The organism is Microbacterium radiodurans, assembly GCF_008710705.1.
Taxonomy (GTDB): Bacteria; Actinomycetota; Actinomycetes; order Actinomycetales; family Microbacteriaceae; genus Microbacterium; species Microbacterium radiodurans.
The window spans coordinates 46,036-68,641 of record NZ_VYRZ01000002.1 but is presented as its reverse complement, the minus strand read 5'-3'; the positions used below and the strand labels follow the sequence as shown (position 1 = coordinate 68,641).

Here is a 22,606-nt window from a genome sequence, read left to right as displayed (position 1 = left end):
TCAGGAGCCGCCCTCGACCAGCCGGCCCTGTGCGCGACCCTCGGAGTCCACCAGCACGGTGCCGCTCTCGGTGCGCTCGACGCGCAGCGCGCGCTTGCCGCGGTCGACGCCGATGAAGCTCGAGACGAAGTCGTCGGCGGGTTCGCGGATGATCTCGCTGGGAGAGCCGACCTGGAGCTTGTTCGCCCCGGCGGCCAGGATGACGACCTGGTCGCCGAGCAGGAACGCCTCGTCGATGTCGTGCGTCACGAACACCACGGTCTTGCCGAGCTCCCGCTGCAGGCGCAGCAGCTCCTGCTGCAACTCGTCGCGCACGATGGGATCGACGGCGCCGAACGGCTCGTCCATGAGCAGGATGTTGGGGTCGGACGCGAGTCCGCGGGCGACGCCCACGCGCTGCTGCTGTCCGCCCGAGAGCTGCGCCGGGTAGCGGTCGGCCATCTTCGGGTCGAGACCGACGGTCTCCATGAGCTCCAGCGCGCGCCGGCGTGCGTCGCGGCGGCTCGTCCCCGTGAGGACCGGCACTGTGGCGATGTTGTCCGCGACGGTGAAATGCGGCAGCAGCCCCGAGTTCTGCATGACGTACCCGATCCGTCGGCGCAGCTCGACGGGCGACCCGCTCAGCACGTTCTCGCCGTCGATCTCGATGACGCCCGAGGTCGGCTCGACCATCCGGTTGATCATCCGCAGAAGGGTCGTCTTGCCGCATCCGGACGAACCGACGAAGACCGTCGTCTTGTGCGAGGGGATGACGAGCGAGAAGTCCTGGACGGCCCGCGTGCCGTCGGGGAACTGCTTCCCGACGCCTCGGAACTCGATCACCCGCGGATCAGCTCTCGACCGTGACGGACGGATCGAACGCCACGTAGCCGGAGAAGTCGGTGCCCACGCGCTCGATCGCCGTGGCGTAGGGCGTCGGGTACGACCACGCGAGGTCGGTCCGGCCGGCCACGTCGAAGTACTGGGCGTCGCCCTTCCAGGGGCAGGTGTAGGGGGTCGCGCTGGGGCTCAGCGCCCCGTCGGCGATGCTCTTCGGCGGGAAGTACCAGTTCCCCTCGATGCGGACGAGATCGTCCTGATCGGCTTCGGCGATGATCTGTTCGCCCAGTCGTGCGCGCATGGTGCCGCCCTCCGTCATGGACCTCTCACGCTAGCGGCCACCGCTGACATCGGGGTCGTGTTGCGTCACAGCGGGAAATGGACTATCTCTGCCGGAATCGGCCGGACCGTCGTCAGTACCAGAACGCGACCCGCGGGGTCACCGGCCACCCGAAGGTGCGTGCCAGGCTCTCGACGTCGTCCGCCCTCACCCGCCCGGCGCGCCCGAGAGCGACCGCCGAGACGTCGCCGAGGTAGAGCGATGCGAGGACCGAGCTGTCGAGCGACACCGACGTCGCCCCGGGCGGCACGGCGTCCGCCGGCTCGAGCCGGGTCACCGCCGCGGTGCCGTCGGCGGCGACGTCGAGCATGACGCGACCGCCCGCGATGCCGAGCCGATCGGCCACCTCGAGTGCGAACCGCCCCGGCGCGGCGTACCGCCGCGCCTCGAGGGCTCCGGCGAGATCGAGGATGCGCAGGTACTGGTGGTCGAACACCGACACCGACGCCGCGCGCCGGTCGCCGATCATCCAGAGCACGGGCTCGTCGACGGCGCAGAGCTCCGCGTGCACGCGCGTGACGAGATCGAGCTCGAGCACGAAGCGCCACAGCGCCGCGTACGCCTCATCGGTCTCGGCGACGAGCGCCGTGATGGTCGCCGTGCCCTTGATGCGATCGCGGTCGTCGAGCGCGATCGTGTAGGCGAGGATGCCACGCACCTCCCCCGACTCGTCGCGGTACTGCACGCACCGCGTCGCTCCGCCGCGCTCGGCGTCGGGGGCCGTGCCGGTGAAGCGGTGCTCGTGCCCCGGCGGCAGCGAGACGTCACCGGGAACACCTCCGCGCGCGCGCTCGTGCAGCGCGACGAGCTCGCGCTGCGCAACGTCGCGAGCCGCATAGTCGAGACGGCCGCCCGGCACGGGACCGGCCCACCGCACGCGGCGGGTGTCGATGTCGATGATCGCGCCGGATCCGGCGGCGCCGAACCCGTAGCGGCCGTACAGCGTCGACTCGGTGACGGTGAGCGAGGCGAGCGGGATGCCGGATGCGGCCGCTGCGCGCAGCTCGCCCTCCAGGAGGGCGCGGGCGATGCCGCGTCGGCGGTGGGTCTGCGCGACGGTGACGGCGCTGATCGCGACGGACGAGGTCGACCCGCCGGGCACGGTGAGCTCCCCCGCCCAGGACGCGATCGTCCCGACCGCGACCTCGGGCTGGGCGCCGTCACGGTCGAAGACGCCGGTCAGGCGACGCTCGCTGTTGCGCTCCCGCGCGGCCGCGACCTGCGCGGCGCTCGGCTCGCCGTCTTGGAAACCGCGGACGACGCCCGCGAGCCAGCCGTCGAAATCCGGGGAACCGCTCGCCACGATCCGGTACTCGAGGCCGTGATTCCCGAGGGCCTCCTCCGACGCGGCGTCCACGGCGCCGGCGACCCAATCCTCCTGCTGCTGCGTCATCGGTGCATCACCTTCGCTCCCGGGACCGGTCCGTACACGTGGCGGGCGCGATGCCCGGCGGCTCCGAGGTCGTGCTCGAGACGACGAGCCGAATCCGCATCGGCGGCCAGGAGGGCGACCGTCGGTCCCGATCCCGAGACGATCCCCGCCACGGCTCCGGCGCCGGCGGCGGCGTCGAGCACGTCACGGAGCCGGGGTTCGAGCGAGCACGCCGCATCCTGGAGATCGTTGCGGAGCCCCGACGCGAGCGTGTCGACCGCGCCCGACCGCAGCGCCGCGAGCACCGTGGGATCGACCTCCGGGACGCCCGGTTCCGGGGCGATGTCGAGGCGGCTGGCCGCGCGGAGGCGGTCGAGCTCGTCGTAGACGGCCGGAGTCGAGAGCCCCGTGGTGCGCGAGACGAGCACCCAGTCGAAGCGTGCGCGAGCGAGCGCGGGACTCAGGCGATCGCCCCGCCCCGTGCCGACGGCGCTGCCGCCGAGGAGAGCGAAGGGGACGTCGGCGCCGAGCCGCGCCGCCATCTCGTGAAGGGCGAGGGACGTGAGGCCCGCGCCCCAGAGGGCGTCGCACGCGACGAGGGCCGCCGCGGCATCCGCCGATCCTCCGCCCATGCCGCCGGCCACCGGGACGGCCTTGCGGATGTCGAGGTGCACGCCGCCGAGATAGCCGATCTCGCGCGCGACCATGCGCGCCGCCCGCAGCGCAAGGTTGCGATCGTCGTCCGGCACCCCGGCGACGGGTCTGCCGGTCTCATCGACCACCCGCACGGAGAACTCGTCGTCGAGGCTTGCGACGACCTCCTCGTAGAGCGAGACGGCCTGGTAGACGGTGGCGACGTCGTGGTAGCCGTCGTCGTGGACGGCGCCGACCTCGAGGAACAGGTTGATCTTGCCCGGGGCCCGGACGCGCACCCGCTCGGGGACGACGCCGAGACTCATGAGCGGTCCGGATCCGCCCAGACATCGCCGATCCCGGCGGCGATCTCGTCGATGCGCCGCAGCTCGTCGGCGTCGAAGTCCGGCGCATCGAGCGCGGCGAGGTTCTCGTCGAGCTGCGACGTCCGCGACGCCCCGATGAGCGCCGAGGCGACCACGGGATCGCGGAGGGTCCAGCGAATCGCGAGCTGCGCGAGAGTCTGACCGCGGTCGCGCGCGATGTCCGACAGCGCACGCAGGCCCTTCAGTGCGCCCTCGGTGAGCCGTCCCTCCTCGGGAAGCGAGAAGCGCTGCATCGACCGGTCCGAGGTGCCGTCGTCGAGGTACCGACCGGTCAGCAGGCCCTGCTGCAGCGGCATGAATCCGATCACTCCCATGCCGTCGGAGCGGAGCTGATCGGTCAGGCCGTCCTCGATCCAGCGGTTGAGGATCGAATACGACGGCTGATGGATGACCAGCGGCGTGCCGAGGTCGCGTGCCACGGCGGCGGCCCGCGCGGAGTTCTCGGCCGAGTACGACGAGATGCCGACGTAGAGGGCCTTGCCCTGCCGGACGAGGGTGTCGAGCGCGCCGACCGTCTCCTCGATCGGCGTGGTGTCGTCCTCGCGGTGCGAGTAGAAGATGTCGACGTAGTCGATGCTCATCCGCTGCAGCGACTGCTCGGCGCTCGCGATGAGGTACTTCCGCGAGCCCTGGTTGCCGTAGGGGCCGTCCCACATGTCGTAGCCGGCCTTGGACGAGATGATCAGCTCGTCGCGGTACGGGGCGAAGTCCTCCCGCATCATGCGCCCGAAGTTCGTCTCGGCCGAGCCGTACGGCGGGCCGTAGTTGTTCGCGAGATCGAAGTGCGTGATGCCGCGGTCGAAGGCGTGGCGCAGCACCGAGCGCTGACGATCGAACGGGATGTTGTCGCCGAAGTTCCACCACAGCCCGAGCGAGATCGGCGGAAGGTATAGACCCGAGGAGCCGACCTGACGGTAGGTCGTCGACTCGTATCGGTCGGCGGCTGCGGCGTAGGGACGGGAGAGGTCTCCGCCGCGCGAGGCGGGGAAACGGGACGAGGCGGTCACGGTCCGAGCCTATCGACCCGGCCTGCCGCGGACGACCGCGCGACTGATCGAGGTGCGGGAAACACCGATGTAACGGAGAATGTCTAGTCTGCCCTTCGAATATTTCCCCCGAGGAGGAAACCCTGGCCCTTTCCGCTCTCCCCCGCCGCGAGAACCCCTGGATCGATCTGCCCGCCCGCCGCGCCGACGTCGTGCTCGACGAGGGTGTGCTCCGACTCGTCCACGACGAGACGACTCCGGACGCCGCCCGCACCGCCGACCTCCTGCTCGTCGCCGACGCGTTCGCGACCGCCGGCATCCGAGCCCTGCTCATCCGGCACGATCTCCACACGCCGGCGCTCGCGCTCGACCTCGCCGACGCCGCACGGGCACAAGCCGTGCTCCGCACCCTCGCGCAGGACGAGCCGCTCTATCTCAAGGCCAAGGGGACTCCGGCGGTGTTCGCCGACGAAGCCACCGTCCCCGCGGCGGTGCCCCACGCGCTCCGCGCCTACCGCCCGCGTGTCTCGGCCGGCGGCGGTCGCCGATACGACCACGAGTACGGCGTGCGGATCGAGTTCTGGCGCTTCGGCGAGACGACCGTCGAGGCGCCGCTGGCGAACGCCCTCATGCGGCGGATCACCCCCGCCCAGGACGTCCGCATCGTCACCGCGACCCGATACGAGCGCGAATGGAGCACCGTCGAGGGGATGCTGGACCCGCATCCGCGCGAGGTGACGCACGACGTCGACATGGTCTTCTCCTGGGTCGACGGCTCGGCGAGCGACTTCCAGCGCCAGCGCGCCGCGCAGCTGTCGGAGTACGTCGTCGGCGAAGGCGATGACGGGCCCGCCCGCTACCGTCACGTCGACGAGCTGCGGTACGCCCTGCGGAGCGTGCACATGTACGCCCCGTGGGTGCGCCGGATCTTCATCGCGACCGACTCCCCGGCGCCCGCGTGGCTCGCCGAACACCCGAGGGTCACGATCGTCCGCAGCGAGGAGTTCTTCGCCGACCCCTCGACGCTGCCGACGCACAACTCGCATGCCGTCGAGGCGCAGCTCCACCGCATCGACGGGCTCGCCGAGCACTTCCTTTACTCGAACGACGACATGTTCTTCGGGCGGCCCGTGCACCCGGAGCTGTTCTTCTCCCCCGGCGGGGTGTCGTCGTTCGTCGAGTGCGACGTCCGCATCGGCGCCGGCGACCCGCGCCTCGAGCGCTCCGGGCACGACAACGGCCTCCGCGTGAACCGCGCACTCCTGCAGGAGCGGTTCGGACGCGTGATCGTCCGCGATCTCGAGCACTGCGCGGCTCCGCTGCGCCGCAGCATCCTGAGCGAGCTCGAGGAGACGTTCCCCGACGACTTCGCCCGCACCGCGGGCTCGCGCTTCCGCGCCGCCACCGACATCTCGGTGACGAACTCGCTGTACCACTACTACGCGATGTTCACGGGGCGGGCCATCCCGTCGTCGGTGCCGCGCACGCGCTACGTGCAGACGACCCTCGCCCGATCGCTCGCCGGCATGGAGCGCCTCGCCAAGCGGCGCGACATCGACATGTTCTGTCTGAACGACGGCGGCGAGACCGAGGTGCCCGAGGAGCTGCGCGTGCGTTCGCTCCGTGACGTGCTCGAGCGCATGTTCCCGGTGCGGGCGCCGTGGGAGATCCCGGTCGTCAGCGAAGCACAGGCACGGGACGCGTCGGCGGCGCGCTCCGGCGTGAAGCGCTGACCGGCGCGATGCCGGCCTCGGCGAGGCGCCGCTGCGCCTCGCCGGCGTCGGTGTACTCGAGGGTCGTCGGCGCCTCGACCGGCACGACGGAGTGCACCACGGTCTCGTCGTAGACGTGCACGAAGTTGAACGACTGCGCGCCGTCCTGCGGACGGGTGCCGCCCACCGGGACCGTGAGGTCCTGCGCGTAGCAGGTGGATGAGGCGACCGACACCGGGATGCCGGCGAAGGTGGCGAACGTTGAGTAGTGCAGATGGCCCGCGATGATCGCGCGGACATCCGACCCGCGCAGCACGGCCGCCAGGGCCCGCTGATCGCGGAGCTCGACGCTCGCGGCGAGCGGCAGCACGCTCGGCACCGGCGGGTGGTGCATCGCGAGGATCGTCCCGAGCGGCGCCGGCGTCGCGAGCACGTCGCGCAGCCAGGCGAGCTGATCGGGCCGCACGTCGCCGTGATGCTCGCCGGGGACGCTGGTGTCGAGGGTGATGAGCCGCAGCCCGTCGATCTCGTCGACGCGGTCGGCCGCGGCATCCGAGCCCGGTTCGCGCCACAGAGTCTCGCGGAAGCCGGCGCGGTCGTCGTGGTTGCCCATCACCCAGAACAGGCGCGTTCCCAGACGCTCGGCGAACGGTTCGACGAGGTCGCGCAGCTCGGTGTAGGCGTCGCGCTCGCCCAGGTCGACGAGGTCGCCGGTGAAGACGATGCCGTCGGGTCGCAGCGCGGCGGTCTCGATGGCCGCGAGGGCCCGGCGCAGGTGCGCGGCCGCGTCGACGCGGTCGAAGAGCTGCGAGCCGGCGGCTCGCAGGTGGGTGTCGCTCAGGTGCAGCAGCACCCTCTCGGGTGCCGGGTACTCGGCGGTTCGCATCGTCTCTTCCGGTTCGGGTGATGCTCGCCGCGACGCTCGCGGCTCCCCCGAGATGTTACCGGCGTGTTTCGGGAGTTTCCGATGACGCGCGGATGAGCGTTCAGTGAACGGATGCCGCGAGCCGCTCGAAATCGTCGATCGAGAGCTGCTCGCCGCGGAGCGTCGGGTCGATCCCGGCCTGCTCGAGCGCCGCCGCGGCCGCAGCGGCGGACCCGCCGAGAACCGACGAGAGAGCCTGCCGGAGCATCTTGCGCCGCTGGCCGAACGCGGCGTCGATGAGCTCGAAGGTGCGCCGGCGCAGCGCCTCGTCTCCGCGCGGTTCGTCGGCGCGCTCGAACGCCACCAGCAGGCTGTCGACGTTCGGCACGGGCCAGAAGACCTGACGCGACACCGTGCCGGCGAGGCGCCACGCCCCGTACCAGGCGGCTTTCGCACTCGGAGAGCCGTAGACCTTCGACCCCGGCGGCGCGGCGAGCCGCTCGGCGACCTCGGCCTGCACCATGACGACCCCGCGCCGGAGGTAGGGGAAGGTCTCGAGGAAGTGCAGCAGCACCGGCACGCTGACGTTGTACGGCAGGTTGGCGACGAGCACGGTGGGTTCGCCCGGCAGCTCGGTCACCCGCAGCGCATCGGCGTCGACGACGGTGAGGCGGCCCTCGGGCACCCCGTGCCCCGCCGCCGTGGCGGGGAGGTGAGCGGCGAGACGGTGATCGATCTCGACCGCCGTGACCCGTGCCCCCGTCTCGAGGATCGCCAGGGTGAGCGAGCCGAGCCCCGGACCGATCTCCACCACGCGGTCGGCGTCGCTGACCTTCGCGGAGGTCACGATCTTGCGGACGGTGTTGGCGTCCACGACGAAGTTCTGGCCGAGCTTCTTCGTGGGCGTGACGTCGAGCTCGGCCGCGAGCGAGCGGATCTCGGCGGCACCGAGCAGGGTCACAGGCATGAGGACCAGCCTAGTTGCGGCGCGCTCACCCCGATGCGGCGGCGGCTCGGGCGGCGCCCGGTAGCGCGTCGAGGATGCGCGCGAGCGCGGCGTCGTCGTGGGCCGCGGTCAGGAACCACGCCTCGAAGGCCGACGGCGGGAGCGAGACCCCGGCGTCGAGCATGGCGTGGAAGTACGCGGCGTAGGCCGCGGCATCCTGTCGCGTGGCGGTCTCGTAATCGGGCACCCCGCCCGCGACCTCGGCACCGAAGAAGATGCTGAACAGCGTGCCGGCCCGCTGCACGACGTGCGGAACGCCGGCCTCGTCGAGGGCGGCGGACGCCGCGGCCGAGACCGTGTCTGCGGCGTGGCCGATGCGGGCGTAGACGCTCTCGTCCGCGAGGCGGAGCGTCGCGAGGCCCGCGGCGACCGCGACCGGATTGCCCGAGAGCGTTCCGGCCTGGTAGACGGGACCGAGAGGCGCGAGCAGGTCCATGATCTCCGCGCGCCCCGCGAGGGCCGCCACCGGCAGACCTCCCCCGACGACCTTGCCGAAGGTGAGCAGGTCGGGGGCGACGTCCTCGCCGGCCTCGCGCAGCACTCCCCAGTACCCCGACGCTCCGGAGCGGAACCCGGTGAGCACCTCATCGCTGATGAGGAGCGCGCCGTGCCGCGAGGTGATCTCGCGGAGGAACGTCGTGAACCCGGATGCCGGCGGCACGACACCCATGTTGGCGCCGGCGGCCTCGGTGATGACCGCGGCGATGTTCTCGCCGTGCTCGGCGAACGCCGCCTCGAGCGCCGCCTCGTCGTTGTAGGGCACGACGAGGGTCTGCGCCGCGATGGGCGCCGGAACCCCCGCCGAACCCGGCAGCGCGAGGGTCGCGAGGCCCGAACCGGCCTGCGCCAGCAGACCGTCGGAGTGGCCGTGGTAGTGGCCCGAGAACTTCACGAGCAGGTCGCGGCCGGTCGCACCGCGCGCCAGGCGGATCGCCGTCATCGTGGCCTCGGTGCCGGTCGAGACGAGACGGATCTTCTGCGCGATCGGGACGCGCCGGCGGATCTCCTCGGCCAGCTCGGTCTCGGCGGGCGTCGACGCGCCGAATGACAGACCCCGACCGGCCGCGTCGACGACCGCCGCGATCACTTCGGGGTGCGCGTGGCCCACGAGGGCCGGACCCCAGCTCGCGACGAGGTCGACGTAATCGCGCCCCTCGGCATCGGTGACGTACGGCCCTGCCGCCGAGACGTAGAACCGCGGCGTGCCGCCGACCGATCCGAAGGCGCGGACCGGCGAATTGACGCCGCCGGGGATGACGGCGCGGGCGCGCTCGAAGAGGTCGTCGTTGCGGCTCATGCCAGGTCCTTGCCCGCGCGGATCCACTCCGCGACTTCTCGTGCCCAGTAGGTCAGGATGACGTCGGCCCCCGCGCGGCGGATGCCTACGAGGGATTCCGCGATCGCGCGGTCGCGGTCGATCGCTCCGGCCCGGGCGGCGAGCTCGATCATCGCGTACTCCCCCGACACCTGGTACGCCCAAACGGGAACCGTCGAGGCGTCCGCGACGCGCGCGAGCACGTCGAGGTACGGACCCGCCGGCTTGACCATCACGTAGTCGGCGCCCTCGGCGATGTCCTGCACGGCCTCGGCGAGGCCCTCCCGGCCGTTCGCGGGATCGAGCTGGTAGGTGCGCCGGTCGCCCTCGAGCGTCGACTCCACCGCGTCGCGGAACGGACCGTAGAAGGCCGAGGCGTACTTCGCGGAGTACGCCAGGATCGCGACGTCGCTGTATCCGGCGGCGTCCAGCGCAGCACGGATCACCGCGACCTGGCCGTCCATCATCCCCGACAGCCCGAGCACTTCGGCTCCGGCACGTGCCTGCGCCAGGGCCATCTCGGCGTACACCTCGAGCGTCGCATCGTTGTCGACCGAGCCGTCGGCCGCGAGCAGTCCGCAGTGCCCGTGATCGGTGAACTCGTCGAGACAGAGGTCCGCCTGCACCGTGATGCGTCCGCGCGCGGCCTCCCGCGCGACCCGGATCGCACGGTTGAGGATCCCGTCGTCGGCCACGGCGCCCGAGCCCGTCGCGTCGCGGACGGCGGGGACGCCGAAGAGCATGATCCCGCCGATGCCGGCGTCGGCGGCATCGGTCACGACGCCGGCGATCGCCTCGAGCGGATGCTGCATCACGCCCGGCATGCTCGCGATCGGCAGCGGGGCGTCGATCCCCTCCTTGACGAAGACGGGCAGGACGAGCTGCGCGGCGGCGAGGTGGTTCTCGGTGGAGAGCCGCCGCATCGCGGGGGTGCGGCGGGTGCGGCGCAGTCGCCGCTCGGGGAACGTGCTCACGGGGATTCCTCCGTTGCCGGTCGCGCGTCGAGCTCTGCGATGAGGGCGTCGACGCTCTGGGAGTGTGCGGTGTGGTGGACGGTGAAGCCGAGCTTCTGCGCATCGCGGGTGGTGCCGGGGCCGATCGAGGCGATGAAGACCCCGTCGCCCGGGATGCCGACCTGGCGGCGGAGCTCGCGCCCGACGCTCAGCGAGGTCAGCAGGACCGTGTCGATCGCGCCGGTGCGGATGTCGGCCGCCACGATCGGATCGAGGTCGACGCCGACGGTGCGGTAGGCGATGCAGACGTCGACGTCGTATCCCTGCAGCTCGAGCTCGTCGCTGATGACGGCCATGGCGAGGTCGGAGCGCAGCACGAGGCAGCGGCCGGTCGAGCGGGGCGACCGGCCGGCGCACCACTGCGCGATCATGTTGGTCGCCGACGACGTGCCGACGGGAACGAACTCGACCTCGAACCCCGCGTCGGCCACGGCCCGCGCGGTGGGTCGTCCGACCGCGGCGATCCGCGTGCCGATCGGGATCGTCGCCCCTCGGGCGACGAGCTGCTCCACGGTCGCGGCGCTCGTGATGAACACCCACGCGTAGTTCCCGGCCGCGAGCCTGGCGAAGGCGGCATCCCGGGCATCGGTGTCGCGCGGCGGACGCGACTCGATGAGCGGGGCGATGACGGCCTCTCCGCCGCGGCGGACGATCTCGTCGCGGACGCGGGAACCCCAGGCGCCGCCGCGCGGGATGAGGACGCGGTGGCCGCGCAGTCCGCCGGTCACCGGCTCGTCCCCGGCAGATCGGCGATGTCGGCGGCACCGCCGTCCAGCAGCTCGGCGACGACGTCCGCGGCGATGCGCTCGCGCTCGTCCGCACGCGCGAGGTCGATGGAGAGCGAGCGGGTCGCGCGCACCGTGCGCTCGCCGCCCGGCGCGTAGACCTCGGCGAGGAACGTCGTGTCGGCGCCGAGACCGGTCGCCGAGATGCCCACAGGCGCCGCGCACCCGGCTTCGAGCCGGCGCAGCACGGCGCGCTCGAGCAGAGCGCGGGACGCGGATTCGGCATCGTCGATGAGACGCACGGCGCGGCCGATCGGGCCGTCGGCGTCGCCCGAGCGGATCTCGACCGCGAGGGCCCCCTGTCCGGCGGAGGTCGGCCAGCGGTCGAGCCCGAAGGTCTCCCCGATCGCCGATCCCCGGTCGATGCGGCGGAGTCCCGCCTCGGCCAGCACGATCGCGTCGTACTCGCCGCCGCGCATCTTGCGCAGCCGCGTGTCGATGTTGCCGCGGATGTCCCGCACCTGCAGATCGGGGCGACGACTGAGCAGCTGGGCCACGCGTCGCGGCGATCCGGTGCCGACGACGGCGCCCTCCGGCAGGGCGTCGAGCGATGCGCCCGCGACCGGCCCGCACAGGACATCGCGCTGCGGCGCTCGCGGCGGCACCGCGGCGATCTCGAGGCCCGGGTAGGGCGCGGTCGGCAGGTCCTTCATCGAATGCACGACGAGGTCGCAGTCGCCGCGCAGCAGCGCCTCGCGCAGCGCCGTGGCGAACACGCCCGTGCCGCCCATCTGCGCGAGCGACCCGGTGAGCACGTCGCCGTCGGTCGTGATCTCGACGAGCACGACCGGGATGCCGGTGGCCGCAGTGATCGCGTCGGCGACATGCTGCGACTGCGTCGTGGCGAGAAGGCTCGCGCGCGTCCCGAGCCGCAGCGAAGCGCCGCCCGCCGAGCCGAGATCCGTCATGGGGCGACCCCCGCGAGAGCCGGCTGGAAGCCCAGTCGTTTGTTCTCGCAGCATCCGGGACGGCATACGTCGTACCAGGGTCCGAGAGAGGTCACCGCGGGCCGCTCGGCGGCGGGCGTTCCGGCGAGACGCTCCTCGACCAGGTCGACGAGTCCCGCGACGTACGCCGGGTGCGTGCTCGGAGAGGCGGTGCGCACGGCGAACAGCCCGTGCTCCTCGGCCGTCTCCATGGCCTCGGTGTCGAGGTCCCAGAGCACCTCCATGTGGTCGCTGACGAAGCCCAGCGGCACGATCAGGACGGCCTTCCGACCCGCGGCGGGGAGCTCGGCGATGGCGTCGTTGATGTCCGGCTCGAGCCACGGCACCGACGGCGGGCCGGATCGGCTCTGGAACACCAGCTGCCAGGGGCTCGTCGTCCCGAGCTCCGCGACGATCGCCTCGGCGACGGCGGTGTGCTGGGCGACGTACGCGCCGCCGGGCCCGAACCCGCGTTCGGGGGGACCGGAGCGGTCCGCGTCGCTGTTCGGGATCGAGTGGGTCGAGAAGAGGATCTCGACGTCCTCATCGGCGATGCCGCGCTCGCGGATCCGCGCGAAGCCGTCGCGAAGGCCGTCGACGAACGGGGCGACGAAGCCCGGGTGGTCGAAGAACTGCCGCACCTTGTCGATCTCGACCTCGCCCGCCAGGCCGGTCGCCGCCATCGCGTCGGCGAGGTCCTCGCGGTACTGACGACACGAGGAGTAGGAGCTGTACGCGCTCGTGGCGACCGCGATCACGCGGCGCCGACCGTCCGCGTGGAGGTCGCGGAGGGCGTCGTCGACGTACGGCATCCAGTTGCGGTTCCCCCAGTACACCGGCAGGTCGAGGCCGCGCGCGGCGATCTCGGACTCGAGCGCCGCCTTCAGCTCGCGGTTGTGCTGATTGATCGGCGACACGCCGCCGAAGTGGCGGTAGTGGTGGGCGACCTCCTCCAGGCGCTCGTCGGGGATGCCGCGGCCCGCCGTGACGTTGCGGAGGAACGGCAGCACGTCGTCCTGCCCCTCGGGCCCGCCGAAGCCGAGCAGGAGGAGGGCGTCGTACGCGGTGGGCTCCGAGACGTGCTCGGGGCCGGCGCATGCCGCGGCGCTCGCGGCGGGGACGGCGCAGCCGGGGGCGCACGCCGGGGCGCTCTGTGCGCGCGGGGGCTTCGGACGGAACTCGGGAGCGCTCATCAGGACAGCACCTCCGCCAGCTCGGCGACCTCGATGCGGCGTCCGGTGTAGAACGGCACCTCTTCGCGCACGTGGCGCCGCGCGTCCGTGGCCCGGAGATCGCGCATGAGGTCGACGAGGCTGATGAGCTCATCGCTCTCGAGCGGCAGGAGCCACTCGTAGTCGCTCAGCGCGAAGGTCGACACGGTGTTCGCGACGACGTCGGTGAATTTCGCGCCCTGGCGCCCGTGCTGCGCGAGCATCGCCGAACGCTCCTCGTCGGGCAGCAGATACCACTCGTAGCTGCGGACGAACGGGTACAGGCAGAGCCAGTCGCGGGCGTGCTCGCCGCGGAGGTAGCCGGGCACGTGACGCTTGTTGAACTCCGCCTCGCGGTGCACGCCCATGGCGCTCCACTCGAGGTCGAACGCGGCCAGCGCCGTCGTGCGGCGAAGCGCACGGAGCGCGCGCTGCAGCGCGGCCGGATCGTCGTCCGAGCCGGGCGCCGCGTGCAGCCACACCATCAGGTCGGCGGAGCCGCGCATGCCGGTGACGTCGTAGAGGCCGCGCACGGTGACACCGGCCTCGGGCAGCGACGCCACGACGCGCTCGAGCTCCTCGAGGTCGGCGGCCGTCGTCGCGGCCGGTCGCGGGCGCGGGCCGGCGAGGATCGCGAAGAGGGTGTAGCCGAGCGGGATCTGTTCGGACATCAGGACTCCTTTCGGACGGGGGACGCGGCGGCGTCGGGGGTGGCGTGCGCCGCGAAGAGTTCTCGCGCGAGAGCGCGGGCGTGCGGGATCACCGAGGCGAGGCCGGTGCCGGCGGCCACGGCGCCGGTGACGTGGATGCCGTGGGTCACGGCATCCATCACGGTCGCCGTCCACGCATCGGACTCGGCGGGCACGACGGCGTCGCGCCAGCGGGTCGTGACGATCTCGCCGATGTCGTCGCGACCGACGCGGGCGCCGGTGAGCGCCGAGATCTCCCGGGCTACGGCGCCGGCGGAATCGAGACCGGCGGGCTCGTCGGCGCGCGCCGACAGGCGGACGAGATGCGTGCCCGCGGGCAGCGCGTCGCGCGCCCAGGCCCACTTCGCGTCGATGTGCGTGAGAGCCTTGGCGGCGGTGCGCGCATCGGGCGAGACGATGACGCCCGATCCGACCGGCTCGGCGGCCAGATCCGGCGCGGTGACCGCGGCCGTGAGCAGACGGACGGCGGGCTGGATGGGCGCGGTCGCCGCCTCGTCGATCTCGGCCGTCGGCACCCCGAGCACGGCGGCGGCGGCGCGCGGCCCCGAGGCCACGACCACACGGTCGGCGTGGAGCTCGCCGGCGTCCGTCCGCACGCTCACGCGACCGCCCTCGGGGCGGACCGCCTGCGCGGCGACACCCGTCCGCACCAGGGCGCCGCGTTCGCGGGCGAGCGTCTCGACGGCGTCGGCCAGCCGCCACATGCCGCCGGAGATGCCGCCCACGGCGGTGCCTCCGGGGGCGTTCGGCGCCACCTCGGCGGCAGCCGCGAGGAGCGACCCGGTGCGCTCGAGCGCCGCCCACATCTTGGGGTGCAGTCGCGGCAGGGGCACGGCAGCGGCCGGCTGCGAGTAGATGCTCCGGCAGAGCGGGTCGATGAGGTCGTGCAGGATGCCGGCGCCCAGACGCTCCTCGACGACGTCGGCGAGCGACGCGGTCGGGTCGACGGGCGCGGCCGTGACCTCGGCGGCGGCGCGGCGCGCGGCGCGCTCGCCGATGATCGCGACGACGTCGGCGGCGAGCGGGTCGGCCGGGATGCCGATGACGGTGCGCCGTGGAAGGGGCAGCCGGCTCCACCGTCCGCCGAGGCGCGGCGCGACGAGATGCGCGGGACCGGAGCGCGGCGAGACGATGTCGAGCGGCAGCGAGAAGTCCGCGACGAGGGCCGGCACGGCGTCGGTGCGCTTGGCGAACGACTCGGCGCCGAGGTCGACGTCGACGCCCGCGAGGCGGCCGCGACGCAGCATCCCCCCGGTGCGGTCGTCGGACTCGAGCACGAGCACGCTCGCTCCCGCCGTGGCAGCCTCGAGGGCGACCACGAGACCGGCGATGCCGGCTCCGACGACGATGAGGTCAGGCTGAGTGCTCATGCACGCCAATCGTGGACGGTGCGGACGACGAGGCCGGCGCAGCCGGCCGCAACGACGACCATGGACGACCCCGTCATGACGCACGCCAATCGTGGACGGTGCGGACGACCGAGCTGATCGCGCCGGGGTCCGCCTGCATCGGCACGCCGTGGCCGAGGTTGAACACGTGCGCACGGGCGGCGCGGCCGGCCTCGAGGATCTCGTGGATCACGCCGTCGCGCACCTCGGCCGGCGCGAACAGCAGGGCCGGGTCGAGGTTTCCCTGGAGCGTGAGCTCGTTGCCCACGCGGCGCGTCGCCTCGTCGAGCGGGATCCGGTAGTCGACGCCGAGGGCGTCGACGCCGATCGAGGCCATGTCGGCGAGGATCTCCCCCGTCCCGACGCCGAAGTGGACGAGCGGCAGATGGTCGATCCCCGCCTCGGCCGGGATGTCGAGGGCGCGGACGGCGTCGAACGAGGCGGCCGACGACGGCAGCACCGCGGCGCGGTAGTCCTCGGGGCGGAGCGCTCCCGCCCACGAGTCGAACAGCTGCGCGGCGCTCGCACCCGCCGAGACCTGCAGCGCGAGGAATTCCCCGGTGACCCGCGAGAGCCATTCGGTGAGGGCGGCCCATGCCGCCGGGTCCTCGTGGATGAGTCGGCGCGCCGCGAGGTGGTCCTTCGACGGCCCCCCTTCGACGAGGTAGGCGGCGAGGGTGAACGGCGCTCCCGCGAAGCCGATGAGCGGGAGCGGCTCGCCGCGGGCCTCGGACTCCTCAGCGAGCAAGCCGGTCGTGAGCTCGACGGCGCGCGCGATCGACCCGCCGCGCTCGCGCACGAGGGCGGGGTCGATCTCCACGGCGCGGGCGATGTCGGCGGGCGTCGCCAGCGGCGACGAGAACACCGGGCCGCGCCCGGCCTCGATCTCGACGTCGATGCCGATGAGCGCCAGCGGCACGATGATGTCGCTGAAGAAGATCGCCGCATCCACACCGTGCCGGCGCACCGGCTGGAGGGTGATCTCGCTCGCGAGCTCGGGGGTGAGGCACGCGTCGAGCATGCTGCCCTGCGACCGCAGCGCGCGGTACTCCGGCAGCGAGCGGCCGGCCTGACGCATGAACCAGACAGGGGTCTGCTCGGGACGTTCGCCGAGCAGAGCGCGCACGAGTCGGCTCGAGCCGGTCGCGTGCGCGACGAGGGGGTGGGCGGATGCCGGAATGATGATCTCCTCGAGTGAGTTAATCGATATACTAGTAGCGAATTCAGGGGGTTCTTCCGCACGTGCTCGTCGCTCTCACCGCTCATCAGCGCTCGACGCCGCTCGATTCTCTCGAGCGACTCTCCGTCATCGGCGACGACGTCGGCACCCGCTTGACACAGGCGCACGACGCCATCCAGGGCGCCGTCGTCCTCGCCACGTGCAATCGCTTCGAGGCCTACTTCGACCTGCGCGACGACGACGACTTCCCCTCGACGATCCCGGCGATGGATGCCGCGATGGAGGAGATCGCCAAGCTGAGCGACCTGTCCTACCGCGACGTCCGCGAGACCGTCGACTTCGCCCACGGCAACAAGGTCGCCCACCACCTGTTCTCCGTCGCGTCCGGGCTCGACTCGGTCGCCGTCGGCGAGGACGAGATCGCCGGGCAGGTCCGGCGCGCTCTCGAGGGAGCGCGACGGAACGGGCAGACGACGGCCCCTCTAGAGCACCTGTTCCAGCGCGCGACCGAGACGTCCCGCGCCGTGAAGAACAGCACGCGCATCGGGGAGTCGGGCCGCTCGCTCGTCCGCCTCGCCCTCGAGCTCGCCTCGTCGCGGATCGCGGACTGGTCGGCCGCGCGCGTGCTGCTCGTCGGCACCGGACGGTACGCCGCGGCATCCCTCGCGGCGCTCCGCGACAAGGGAGCGGTGGACGTGCGTGTCCACTCGCGCTCGGGGCGCAGCAGGTTCGCCCAGCGCGAGCACCTCGTCGCCGTCGACGCCGACGCCTACGGCGCCGAGGCCGCGGCCGCCGACGTCATCATCACGTGCACCACGACGACCGACAGCTACGCGCTGACCGCGGCCGACCACGCAGCGCGTCGCACCGGCGCCGCCGGGACGCAGCTGATCATCGACCTGGGCCTCCCCCGCAACGTCGACCCGGCCCTCCGCGACGTCGCCGACATCGAGCTGCTCGATCTCGAGACGATCCGCGTGCACGCACCGATCGACGAGTTCGCCACCCTCGGCGAGGCGCGCGAGATCGTCGCGGGCGCCGCCGCACGGCACGCCGCCGCGCGCCGCGTGCACGAGGTATCGCCCTCGGTCGTCGCGATGCGGGGATACATCACCGGCATCCTCGACGACGAGATCGACCGCGCGCACCGGCGCGGCGACTCCCCCGAGGTCGAGGCGGCGCTGCGGCACTTCTCCGGCGTCCTGCTGCACCGCCTCATCGCGCAGGGGCACACGCTCGCGTCCTCCGGCGCGGGATCGACGTGGGCCGACGCGGTGCGCTCGGTCTTCCCGATGTCGGCAGAGCGGGAGCCCGCCGAGCGGCGACCGGACACCCGTTCCCCTGGCGAAGCAGCGGGCCGCCCGTGACGAGACAGGTGACCCTCAAGGACATCGCGCTGCGCGCGGGTGTCTCGACGGCCGCCATCTCGCAGGCGCTGAACGACCGCGGGAGCCTCCGCCCCGAGACGCGCGAGCGCATCAAGGCGCTCGCGGCCGAGCTCGGCTATCAGCCGAACAAGTACGCCGCCGCGCTGCGCAGCGGCCGCACGATGTCGGTCGGATTCGTCGTCCCCGAAGGCGCCGAGCTCGACCTCTCCAAGCGCGGCGCGCTGCACCGCACCCGCCACATCGGCGCGATGGTTCGCGCGGCGGCCGACCAGGGCTTCACGGTGACGATGCTCCCCGCGGCGCGACCCGACCTGCTGCGCGGCGCGCAGATCGACGTCGTGTACTTCGCCGAGGTGGCCGCCGACGACTCGCTGCTGCGCGAGGCGATCGCGCGCGGCATCCCGGTCGCCACCAACGATCTTTACGTCGACACGCAGCGCTCGATCACCGTGCGGACCGGCTACGACGAGGCGGTGCGCGCCGCGCTCGGGCTGCTCGAGGCGCGCGGTGCCCGCCGGATCGGGTTCCTCGTGGATGACGCCGGGTCTCCCCGCGACGAGATCGGCGAGACCGCCTATCGCGCGTGGAGCACGGTGCGCGGCCGCGATCCCCTCGTCGCCCACCTCGACGCCGAGCACGACGCGCTGCCGCGGCGGGTGGCCGAGCTGCGCGACGCCGGCGCCGACGCGATCTTCTCGTTCGCCGAGGAGGGCCCGGCGATCTACCTGCAGCTCGATGCGATGGACCTCGTGATCCCGCGCGACGTGCAGCTCATCGCCCTGTGCACGTCCGACTGCGCCGTGAACGCTCGGCTGGGTGTCACGCACGTCTGCGTGCACCCCGAGCAGGCCCCCGCCGCGATGTTCCGCGCCCTGGGCGCCGTGCGCGACCTCGACCGCGACGCGCCCGATGTCGTCGACCTCCCCTGGGAGCTCGTCCGCGGCTCCTCGACCCGCTGACGGCTCACCGGGGTCGCCGGGGCAGCCGGGGGTCAGAACTCGCCGTAGACGGCGAGCGTATTGGCGGCGACCTGCGCGGCGAGCTCGTCGACCTCGATGCCGAGCTCGGCGGCCATGAAGCGCAGCGTGACTGGGATGAGGTAGGGGGCGTTCGGCCGGCCGCGATGCGGAGCGGGCGTCAGGAACGGTGCGTCGGTCTCGACGAGGATGCGCTCGATCGGCGTCACCGCGAGGGCGTCGCGGAGGTTCTGCGCGTTCTTGAAGGTGATGTTGCCGGCGAAGCTCAGCCAGTAGCCCCGTTCGGCGGCGATGCGCGCCATGTCGGCATCGCCTGAGAAGCAGTGGAAGACCGTGCGCTCGGGCGCTCCCGCCCGCTGCAGCGTCTCGAGCACGGCGTCATGCGCATCGCGATCGTGGATCTGCATCGCCACACCGTGCTTCTTCGCCAGCGCGATGTGCGCCTCGAAGCTCTCGAACTGCGCGGGAAGACCTTCGTCGCCCGTGCGGAAGAAGTCCAGGCCCGTCTCGCCGATGGCTCGCACGCGGGGCTGCGCGGCGAGCTCGTCGATCACGCCGATGGCCTCGGCCAAGCGGCCGGCTGCCGCATACACCGGCGCCTCGTTCGGATGGATGGCGACCGCGGCGAGCACACGGGGGTGGGAGGCCGCGGCCCACGCCGACCAGCGGGACGACTCGATGTCGCCGCCGGCCTGCACGACACCGAGGACGCCGACGGCGGCCGCGAGCTCGAGTTGCTCCTCGAGCGAGCGCGGCTCGTCGCCGTCCTCGATCTCGAGGTGCGTGTGATTGTCGTAGACGGGCACCGTGAGCGGCTCGGGGGCCTCCGGCCAGCGCACATCCCGCGCCGACTGCTCGCGCCGTCGCACGTACTGCGAGACGTCGTCCGTCGACTCGCCAGAGACGGCGGGTCCCGAGCGGGTCGGATCCGCGGAGTCTGGCGAGTCGACCACGGGCGTCAGGCCGTCTGCTCGACGCGCGGGAAGAGCGGCGTCAGGCCGGTGACGGTGGTTCCGGGCGACAGGATGGCCCAGGTGCCGGCATCGCGGACGGGCTGATCCTCCAGCCGCGCATCGATGCCGAGCGCGGTCCAGAGCTTCGCCGTCGACTCGGGCATGACCGGCGAGAGGAGCACGGTCAGGGCGCGCAGGCCCTCCGCCGCGGTGTAGAGGACCGTGCCGAGCCGGGCGCGCTGCGCCTCGTCCTTCGCGAGCGCCCACGGCTCGTTCTCGGTGATGTACCCGTTGAGAGCATCGACGATCGTCCAGATCGCACCGATCGCCTCGTCGGGCCGGAACCGCTCCATCGCCGCGTCGGCGGCGGTCGCGGCATCCGCCACCACCTGCTGGATGACGAGGTCGCCGTCGGTGTACTCCGCCGCGGGAGGGACGATCCCCTCGAAGTAGCGCTCGATCATCGCCACGGTCCGCGAGGCGAGGTTGCCGAAGCCGTTGGCGAGCTCGGCCTGGTAGCGCGCCGAGAGGTCCTCCCACGAGAACGAGCCGTCCTGCCCGAACGCGATGGCCGAGAGGAAGTAGAACCGGTACGCGTCGGAGCCGAAGACGTCGGTGATCTCGGTCGGCGCGATACCGGTGAGCTTCGACTTCGACATCTTCTCGCCGCCCACGAGCAGCCAGCCGTGCGCGAAGATGCCGCGCGGCACGTCGAGCCCGGCGGCCATGAGCATCGCCGGCCAGATCACGGCGTGGAAGCGGAGGATGTCCTTGCCCACGACGTGATACGCGGGCCAGCGGCGGGCGAAGTCGTCGGGGTCGGTGCCGTAGCCGATGGCGGTGGCGTAGTTCAGCAGCGCGTCGACCCAGACGTAGATGACGTGCGACGGGTCCCACGGCACCGTGATGCCCCAATCGAACGCCGACCGCGAGATCGACAGATCCTTCAGACCCGATCTCACGAACGAGACGACCTCGTTTCGCGCCGATTCGGGGCGGACGAAGTCGGGGACGGTCTTGTACAGGTCGAGCAGGCGATCCTGGAATTCGCTGAGCTTGAAGAAGTAGTTCTTCTCCTGCAGCAGCTCGAGCGGCTTCGAGTGGATCGCGCAGACCTTCAGGCCCTCGAAGGCACCCGTGCCGTCGACGATCTCGGCCTCGGGCTTGAACTCCTCGCAGCCGACGCAGTACAGCGCCGCGTACTCGCCGGCGTAGATGAATCCACGGTCGAAGAGCGTCTGCACGAACGCCTTGACGCGCTCCTCGTGCCGCTCCTGCGTCGTGCGGATGAAGTCGTCGTTGGCGACGTCGAGCGTGCGCAGTAGCGGGAACCACGACTCCTCGACGAGCTTGTCGACCCACTCCTGCGGGGTCACGCCGTTCGCCGCGGCGGCGCGGAGCATCTTCTGCCCGTGCTCGTCGGTGCCGGTGAGCATCCAGGTGTCGTCGCCGGCCTGGCGGTGCCACCGCGCGAGGGTGTCGACCGCCACCGTCGTGTACCCGTGCCCGATGTGGGGCAGATCGCTGGGGTAGTAGATCGGCGTGGTGATGTAGAAGCTGCGGCCGTTGCTCACCCGGAGATTCTAGTCAGGCACGGCACGGGGGCCGCGCCGTGTGACGGGCTCAGGCCGTCTCGCGCACGACCAGCGTCGTCGGCAGCACGAGCGGATCCGGCTCGCTGCCGCCGATGACCTGCAGCACCATGTCGACCATCGCCGAGCTGATGTCGCTCCAGGGCTGGCGCATCGTCGTCAGCGGCGGGTCGTGCGTGGCGGCGAGTCCCGAATCGTCGAAACCGGCGACGGCGACGTCCTCCGGAACCCGTCGGCCCGAGCGCCGCAGGGCCGCGATGGCGCCGACGGCCATGACGTCGGATGCCGCGAACACCGCGTCGATGTCGGGCGCGCGCTCGAGCAGCCGCGCCATCGCCGCGGCGCCGGCATCGCTCGAGTAGACGTCCTGCTCGACGAGGTCCGGGTCGAACAGGTCGCCCATCTCGTCGCGGAACCCCTCGAGCCGGTGACGGCCGCCGGGGGTGTCGTTGGGACCGGTGATGACGGCGATGCGGCGATGGCCGCGGCCGCGCAGGTAGCGCGTCATCTCGCGAGCGGACTCCTGCTCGTCGACCGACACGGTCGGCACGTGAGCGCGGTCACCGAGGGGAACGCCGGTGCAGACGGTCGGGATGCCGGCGGCGACGAGCGACCCGAGGAGGGGGTTCGACTCGTGCGACGAGATCAGCAGCACCCCGTCGACGTGGCCGGCGCGGACGTAGCGCTCGACGTTCGCGCGCTCGGCGGCGGTGTCGGCGATCATCAGCACGAGCGTCATCGACCGCTGCGCGAGCGCCTCGGTCGCCCCGCGCAGGAGGAGCGCGAAGGTGGGGTCGGCGAACAGCAGGTGCTGGGGCTCGGTCAAGAGGAAGGCGAGCGAGTTCGAGCGTCCCGTGGCGAGGCTGCGCGCGGCGTGGTTGGCCGTGTAGCCGGTCGCCACGATCGCCTGCTCCACCGCCTCGCGAGCCACCGGCGACACCCAGTGCCCGCCGTTGATGACCCGCGACACGGTGCCGTGCGAGACACCGGCCGCCGCCGCGACGTCGCGGATGGTCGGCTTGCGCCCCGCGCCGGTGGTGCCATTCACG

General features: G+C 72.4%; 21 protein-coding genes. 3 read left to right on the top strand and 18 right to left on the bottom strand.

Annotated features, from left to right (window positions below; all coding sequences use genetic code 11):
• From F6B42_RS06105 to F6B42_RS06085, 5 genes are all read right to left on the bottom strand, one after another.
• Complete coding sequence (locus tag F6B42_RS06105; RefSeq protein ID WP_150418763.1) at positions 1-822, bottom strand: ABC transporter ATP-binding protein; 822 nt, start codon at positions 820-822, stop codon at positions 1-3.
• 7 nt (positions 823-829) lie between these two features.
• Positions 830-1,120: a DUF427 domain-containing protein gene (locus tag F6B42_RS06100; protein ID WP_150418762.1), complete on the bottom strand. Its 291-nt coding sequence runs from the start codon at positions 1,118-1,120 to the stop codon at positions 830-832.
• Between the two features lie 112 nt (positions 1,121-1,232).
• The gene (locus F6B42_RS06095; RefSeq protein ID WP_150418761.1) at positions 1,233-2,552 is read right to left on the bottom strand and encodes a GNAT family N-acetyltransferase; all 1,320 of its coding nucleotides are present in this window, start codon (positions 2,550-2,552) and stop codon (positions 1,233-1,235) included.
• The gene (locus F6B42_RS06090) at positions 2,549-3,490 is read right to left on the bottom strand and encodes a 4-(cytidine 5'-diphospho)-2-C-methyl-D-erythritol kinase (RefSeq protein WP_150418760.1); all 942 of its coding nucleotides are present in this window, start codon (positions 3,488-3,490) and stop codon (positions 2,549-2,551) included. The genes F6B42_RS06095 and F6B42_RS06090 overlap by 4 nt, the downstream gene beginning before the upstream one ends.
• A complete protein-coding gene (locus F6B42_RS06085) occupies positions 3,487-4,557 on the bottom strand; it encodes an aldo/keto reductase (protein ID WP_150418759.1) in 1,071 nt (356 codons plus the stop codon). The genes F6B42_RS06090 and F6B42_RS06085 overlap by 4 nt, the downstream gene beginning before the upstream one ends.
• A gap of 101 nt (positions 4,558-4,658) precedes the next feature.
• On the opposite strand from F6B42_RS06085, the gene F6B42_RS06080 reads away from it, so the two are divergent.
• Positions 4,659-6,269: a stealth conserved region 3 domain-containing protein gene (locus tag F6B42_RS06080; protein WP_396652463.1), complete on the top strand. Its 1,611-nt coding sequence runs from the start codon at positions 4,659-4,661 to the stop codon at positions 6,267-6,269.
• Here F6B42_RS06080 and F6B42_RS06075 read toward each other — a convergent pair.
• The 10 genes from F6B42_RS06075 to hemE all read right to left on the bottom strand — a co-directional run bounded on the left by F6B42_RS06075 (position 6,214) and on the right by hemE (position 16,593).
• Positions 6,214-7,134, bottom strand: a complete 921-nt coding sequence (locus tag F6B42_RS06075; RefSeq protein ID WP_150418757.1) for a phosphodiesterase — start codon at positions 7,132-7,134, stop codon at positions 6,214-6,216. The two genes, F6B42_RS06080 and F6B42_RS06075, sit on opposite strands and share 56 nt — an antisense overlap.
• 100 nt (positions 7,135-7,234) lie before the next feature.
• A complete protein-coding gene (rsmA, locus tag F6B42_RS06070) occupies positions 7,235-8,080 on the bottom strand; it encodes a 16S rRNA (adenine(1518)-N(6)/adenine(1519)-N(6))-dimethyltransferase RsmA (RefSeq protein ID WP_150418756.1) in 846 nt (281 codons plus the stop codon).
• 25 nt (positions 8,081-8,105) lie between these two features.
• Positions 8,106-9,416 (bottom strand): glutamate-1-semialdehyde 2,1-aminomutase, encoded by a 1,311-nt coding sequence (gene hemL / locus F6B42_RS06065; RefSeq protein ID WP_150418755.1) that lies wholly within the window; start codon positions 9,414-9,416, stop codon positions 8,106-8,108.
• Positions 9,413-10,408 (bottom strand): porphobilinogen synthase, encoded by a 996-nt coding sequence (gene hemB / locus F6B42_RS06060; protein ID WP_150418754.1) that lies wholly within the window; start codon positions 10,406-10,408, stop codon positions 9,413-9,415. Before hemB ends, hemL begins: the two co-directional genes overlap by 4 nt.
• The gene (locus F6B42_RS06055) at positions 10,405-11,175 is read right to left on the bottom strand and encodes a uroporphyrinogen-III synthase (RefSeq protein WP_150418753.1); all 771 of its coding nucleotides are present in this window, start codon (positions 11,173-11,175) and stop codon (positions 10,405-10,407) included. Before F6B42_RS06055 ends, hemB begins: the two co-directional genes overlap by 4 nt.
• Positions 11,172-12,140, bottom strand: a complete 969-nt coding sequence (hemC, locus tag F6B42_RS06050; protein ID WP_150418752.1) for a hydroxymethylbilane synthase — start codon at positions 12,138-12,140, stop codon at positions 11,172-11,174. The genes F6B42_RS06055 and hemC overlap by 4 nt, the downstream gene beginning before the upstream one ends.
• Entirely contained in the window at positions 12,137-13,351 is a 1,215-nt protein-coding gene (locus F6B42_RS06045) for a ferrochelatase (protein WP_150418751.1), read from the bottom strand. The genes hemC and F6B42_RS06045 overlap by 4 nt, the downstream gene beginning before the upstream one ends.
• Entirely contained in the window at positions 13,351-14,040 is a 690-nt protein-coding gene (hemQ, locus tag F6B42_RS06040; protein ID WP_150418750.1) for a hydrogen peroxide-dependent heme synthase, read from the bottom strand. Before hemQ ends, F6B42_RS06045 begins: the two co-directional genes overlap by 1 nt.
• A complete protein-coding gene (locus F6B42_RS06035; RefSeq protein ID WP_150418748.1) occupies positions 14,040-15,449 on the bottom strand; it encodes a protoporphyrinogen/coproporphyrinogen oxidase in 1,410 nt (469 codons plus the stop codon). The genes hemQ and F6B42_RS06035 overlap by 1 nt, the downstream gene beginning before the upstream one ends.
• Before the next feature lie 73 nt (positions 15,450-15,522).
• Complete coding sequence (hemE, locus tag F6B42_RS06030) at positions 15,523-16,593, bottom strand: uroporphyrinogen decarboxylase (protein WP_263405869.1); 1,071 nt, start codon at positions 16,591-16,593, stop codon at positions 15,523-15,525.
• 116 nt (positions 16,594-16,709) lie between these two features.
• Between hemE and F6B42_RS06025 the strand changes: the two genes are divergently transcribed.
• Both F6B42_RS06025 and F6B42_RS06020 read left to right on the top strand, forming a co-directional pair.
• Positions 16,710-18,014: a glutamyl-tRNA reductase gene (locus F6B42_RS06025; protein ID WP_150418745.1), complete on the top strand. Its 1,305-nt coding sequence runs from the start codon at positions 16,710-16,712 to the stop codon at positions 18,012-18,014.
• Entirely contained in the window at positions 18,011-18,994 is a 984-nt protein-coding gene (locus F6B42_RS06020) for a LacI family DNA-binding transcriptional regulator (protein ID WP_150418743.1), read from the top strand. The genes F6B42_RS06025 and F6B42_RS06020 overlap by 4 nt, the downstream gene beginning before the upstream one ends.
• A 32-nt stretch (positions 18,995-19,026) precedes the next feature.
• Here the strand turns inward: F6B42_RS06020 and F6B42_RS06015 are convergent, their stop codons facing one another.
• The 3 genes from F6B42_RS06015 to F6B42_RS06005 form a co-directional block, all read right to left on the bottom strand.
• Positions 19,027-19,881 (bottom strand): TatD family hydrolase, encoded by an 855-nt coding sequence (locus F6B42_RS06015; protein WP_223878433.1) that lies wholly within the window; start codon positions 19,879-19,881, stop codon positions 19,027-19,029.
• 89 nt (positions 19,882-19,970) lie between these two features.
• Positions 19,971-21,539, bottom strand: coding sequence for a methionine--tRNA ligase (metG, locus tag F6B42_RS06010; protein WP_150418740.1), 1,569 nt, complete (start codon positions 21,537-21,539; stop codon positions 19,971-19,973).
• A 49-nt stretch (positions 21,540-21,588) separates the two neighbouring features.
• Positions 21,589-22,605 carry a LacI family DNA-binding transcriptional regulator gene (locus tag F6B42_RS06005; protein WP_150418739.1) on the bottom strand — a complete coding sequence of 339 codons (1,017 nt, stop codon included), beginning with the start codon at positions 22,603-22,605 and terminating at the stop codon, positions 21,589-21,591.
• Position 22,606 lies beyond the last annotated feature (1 nt).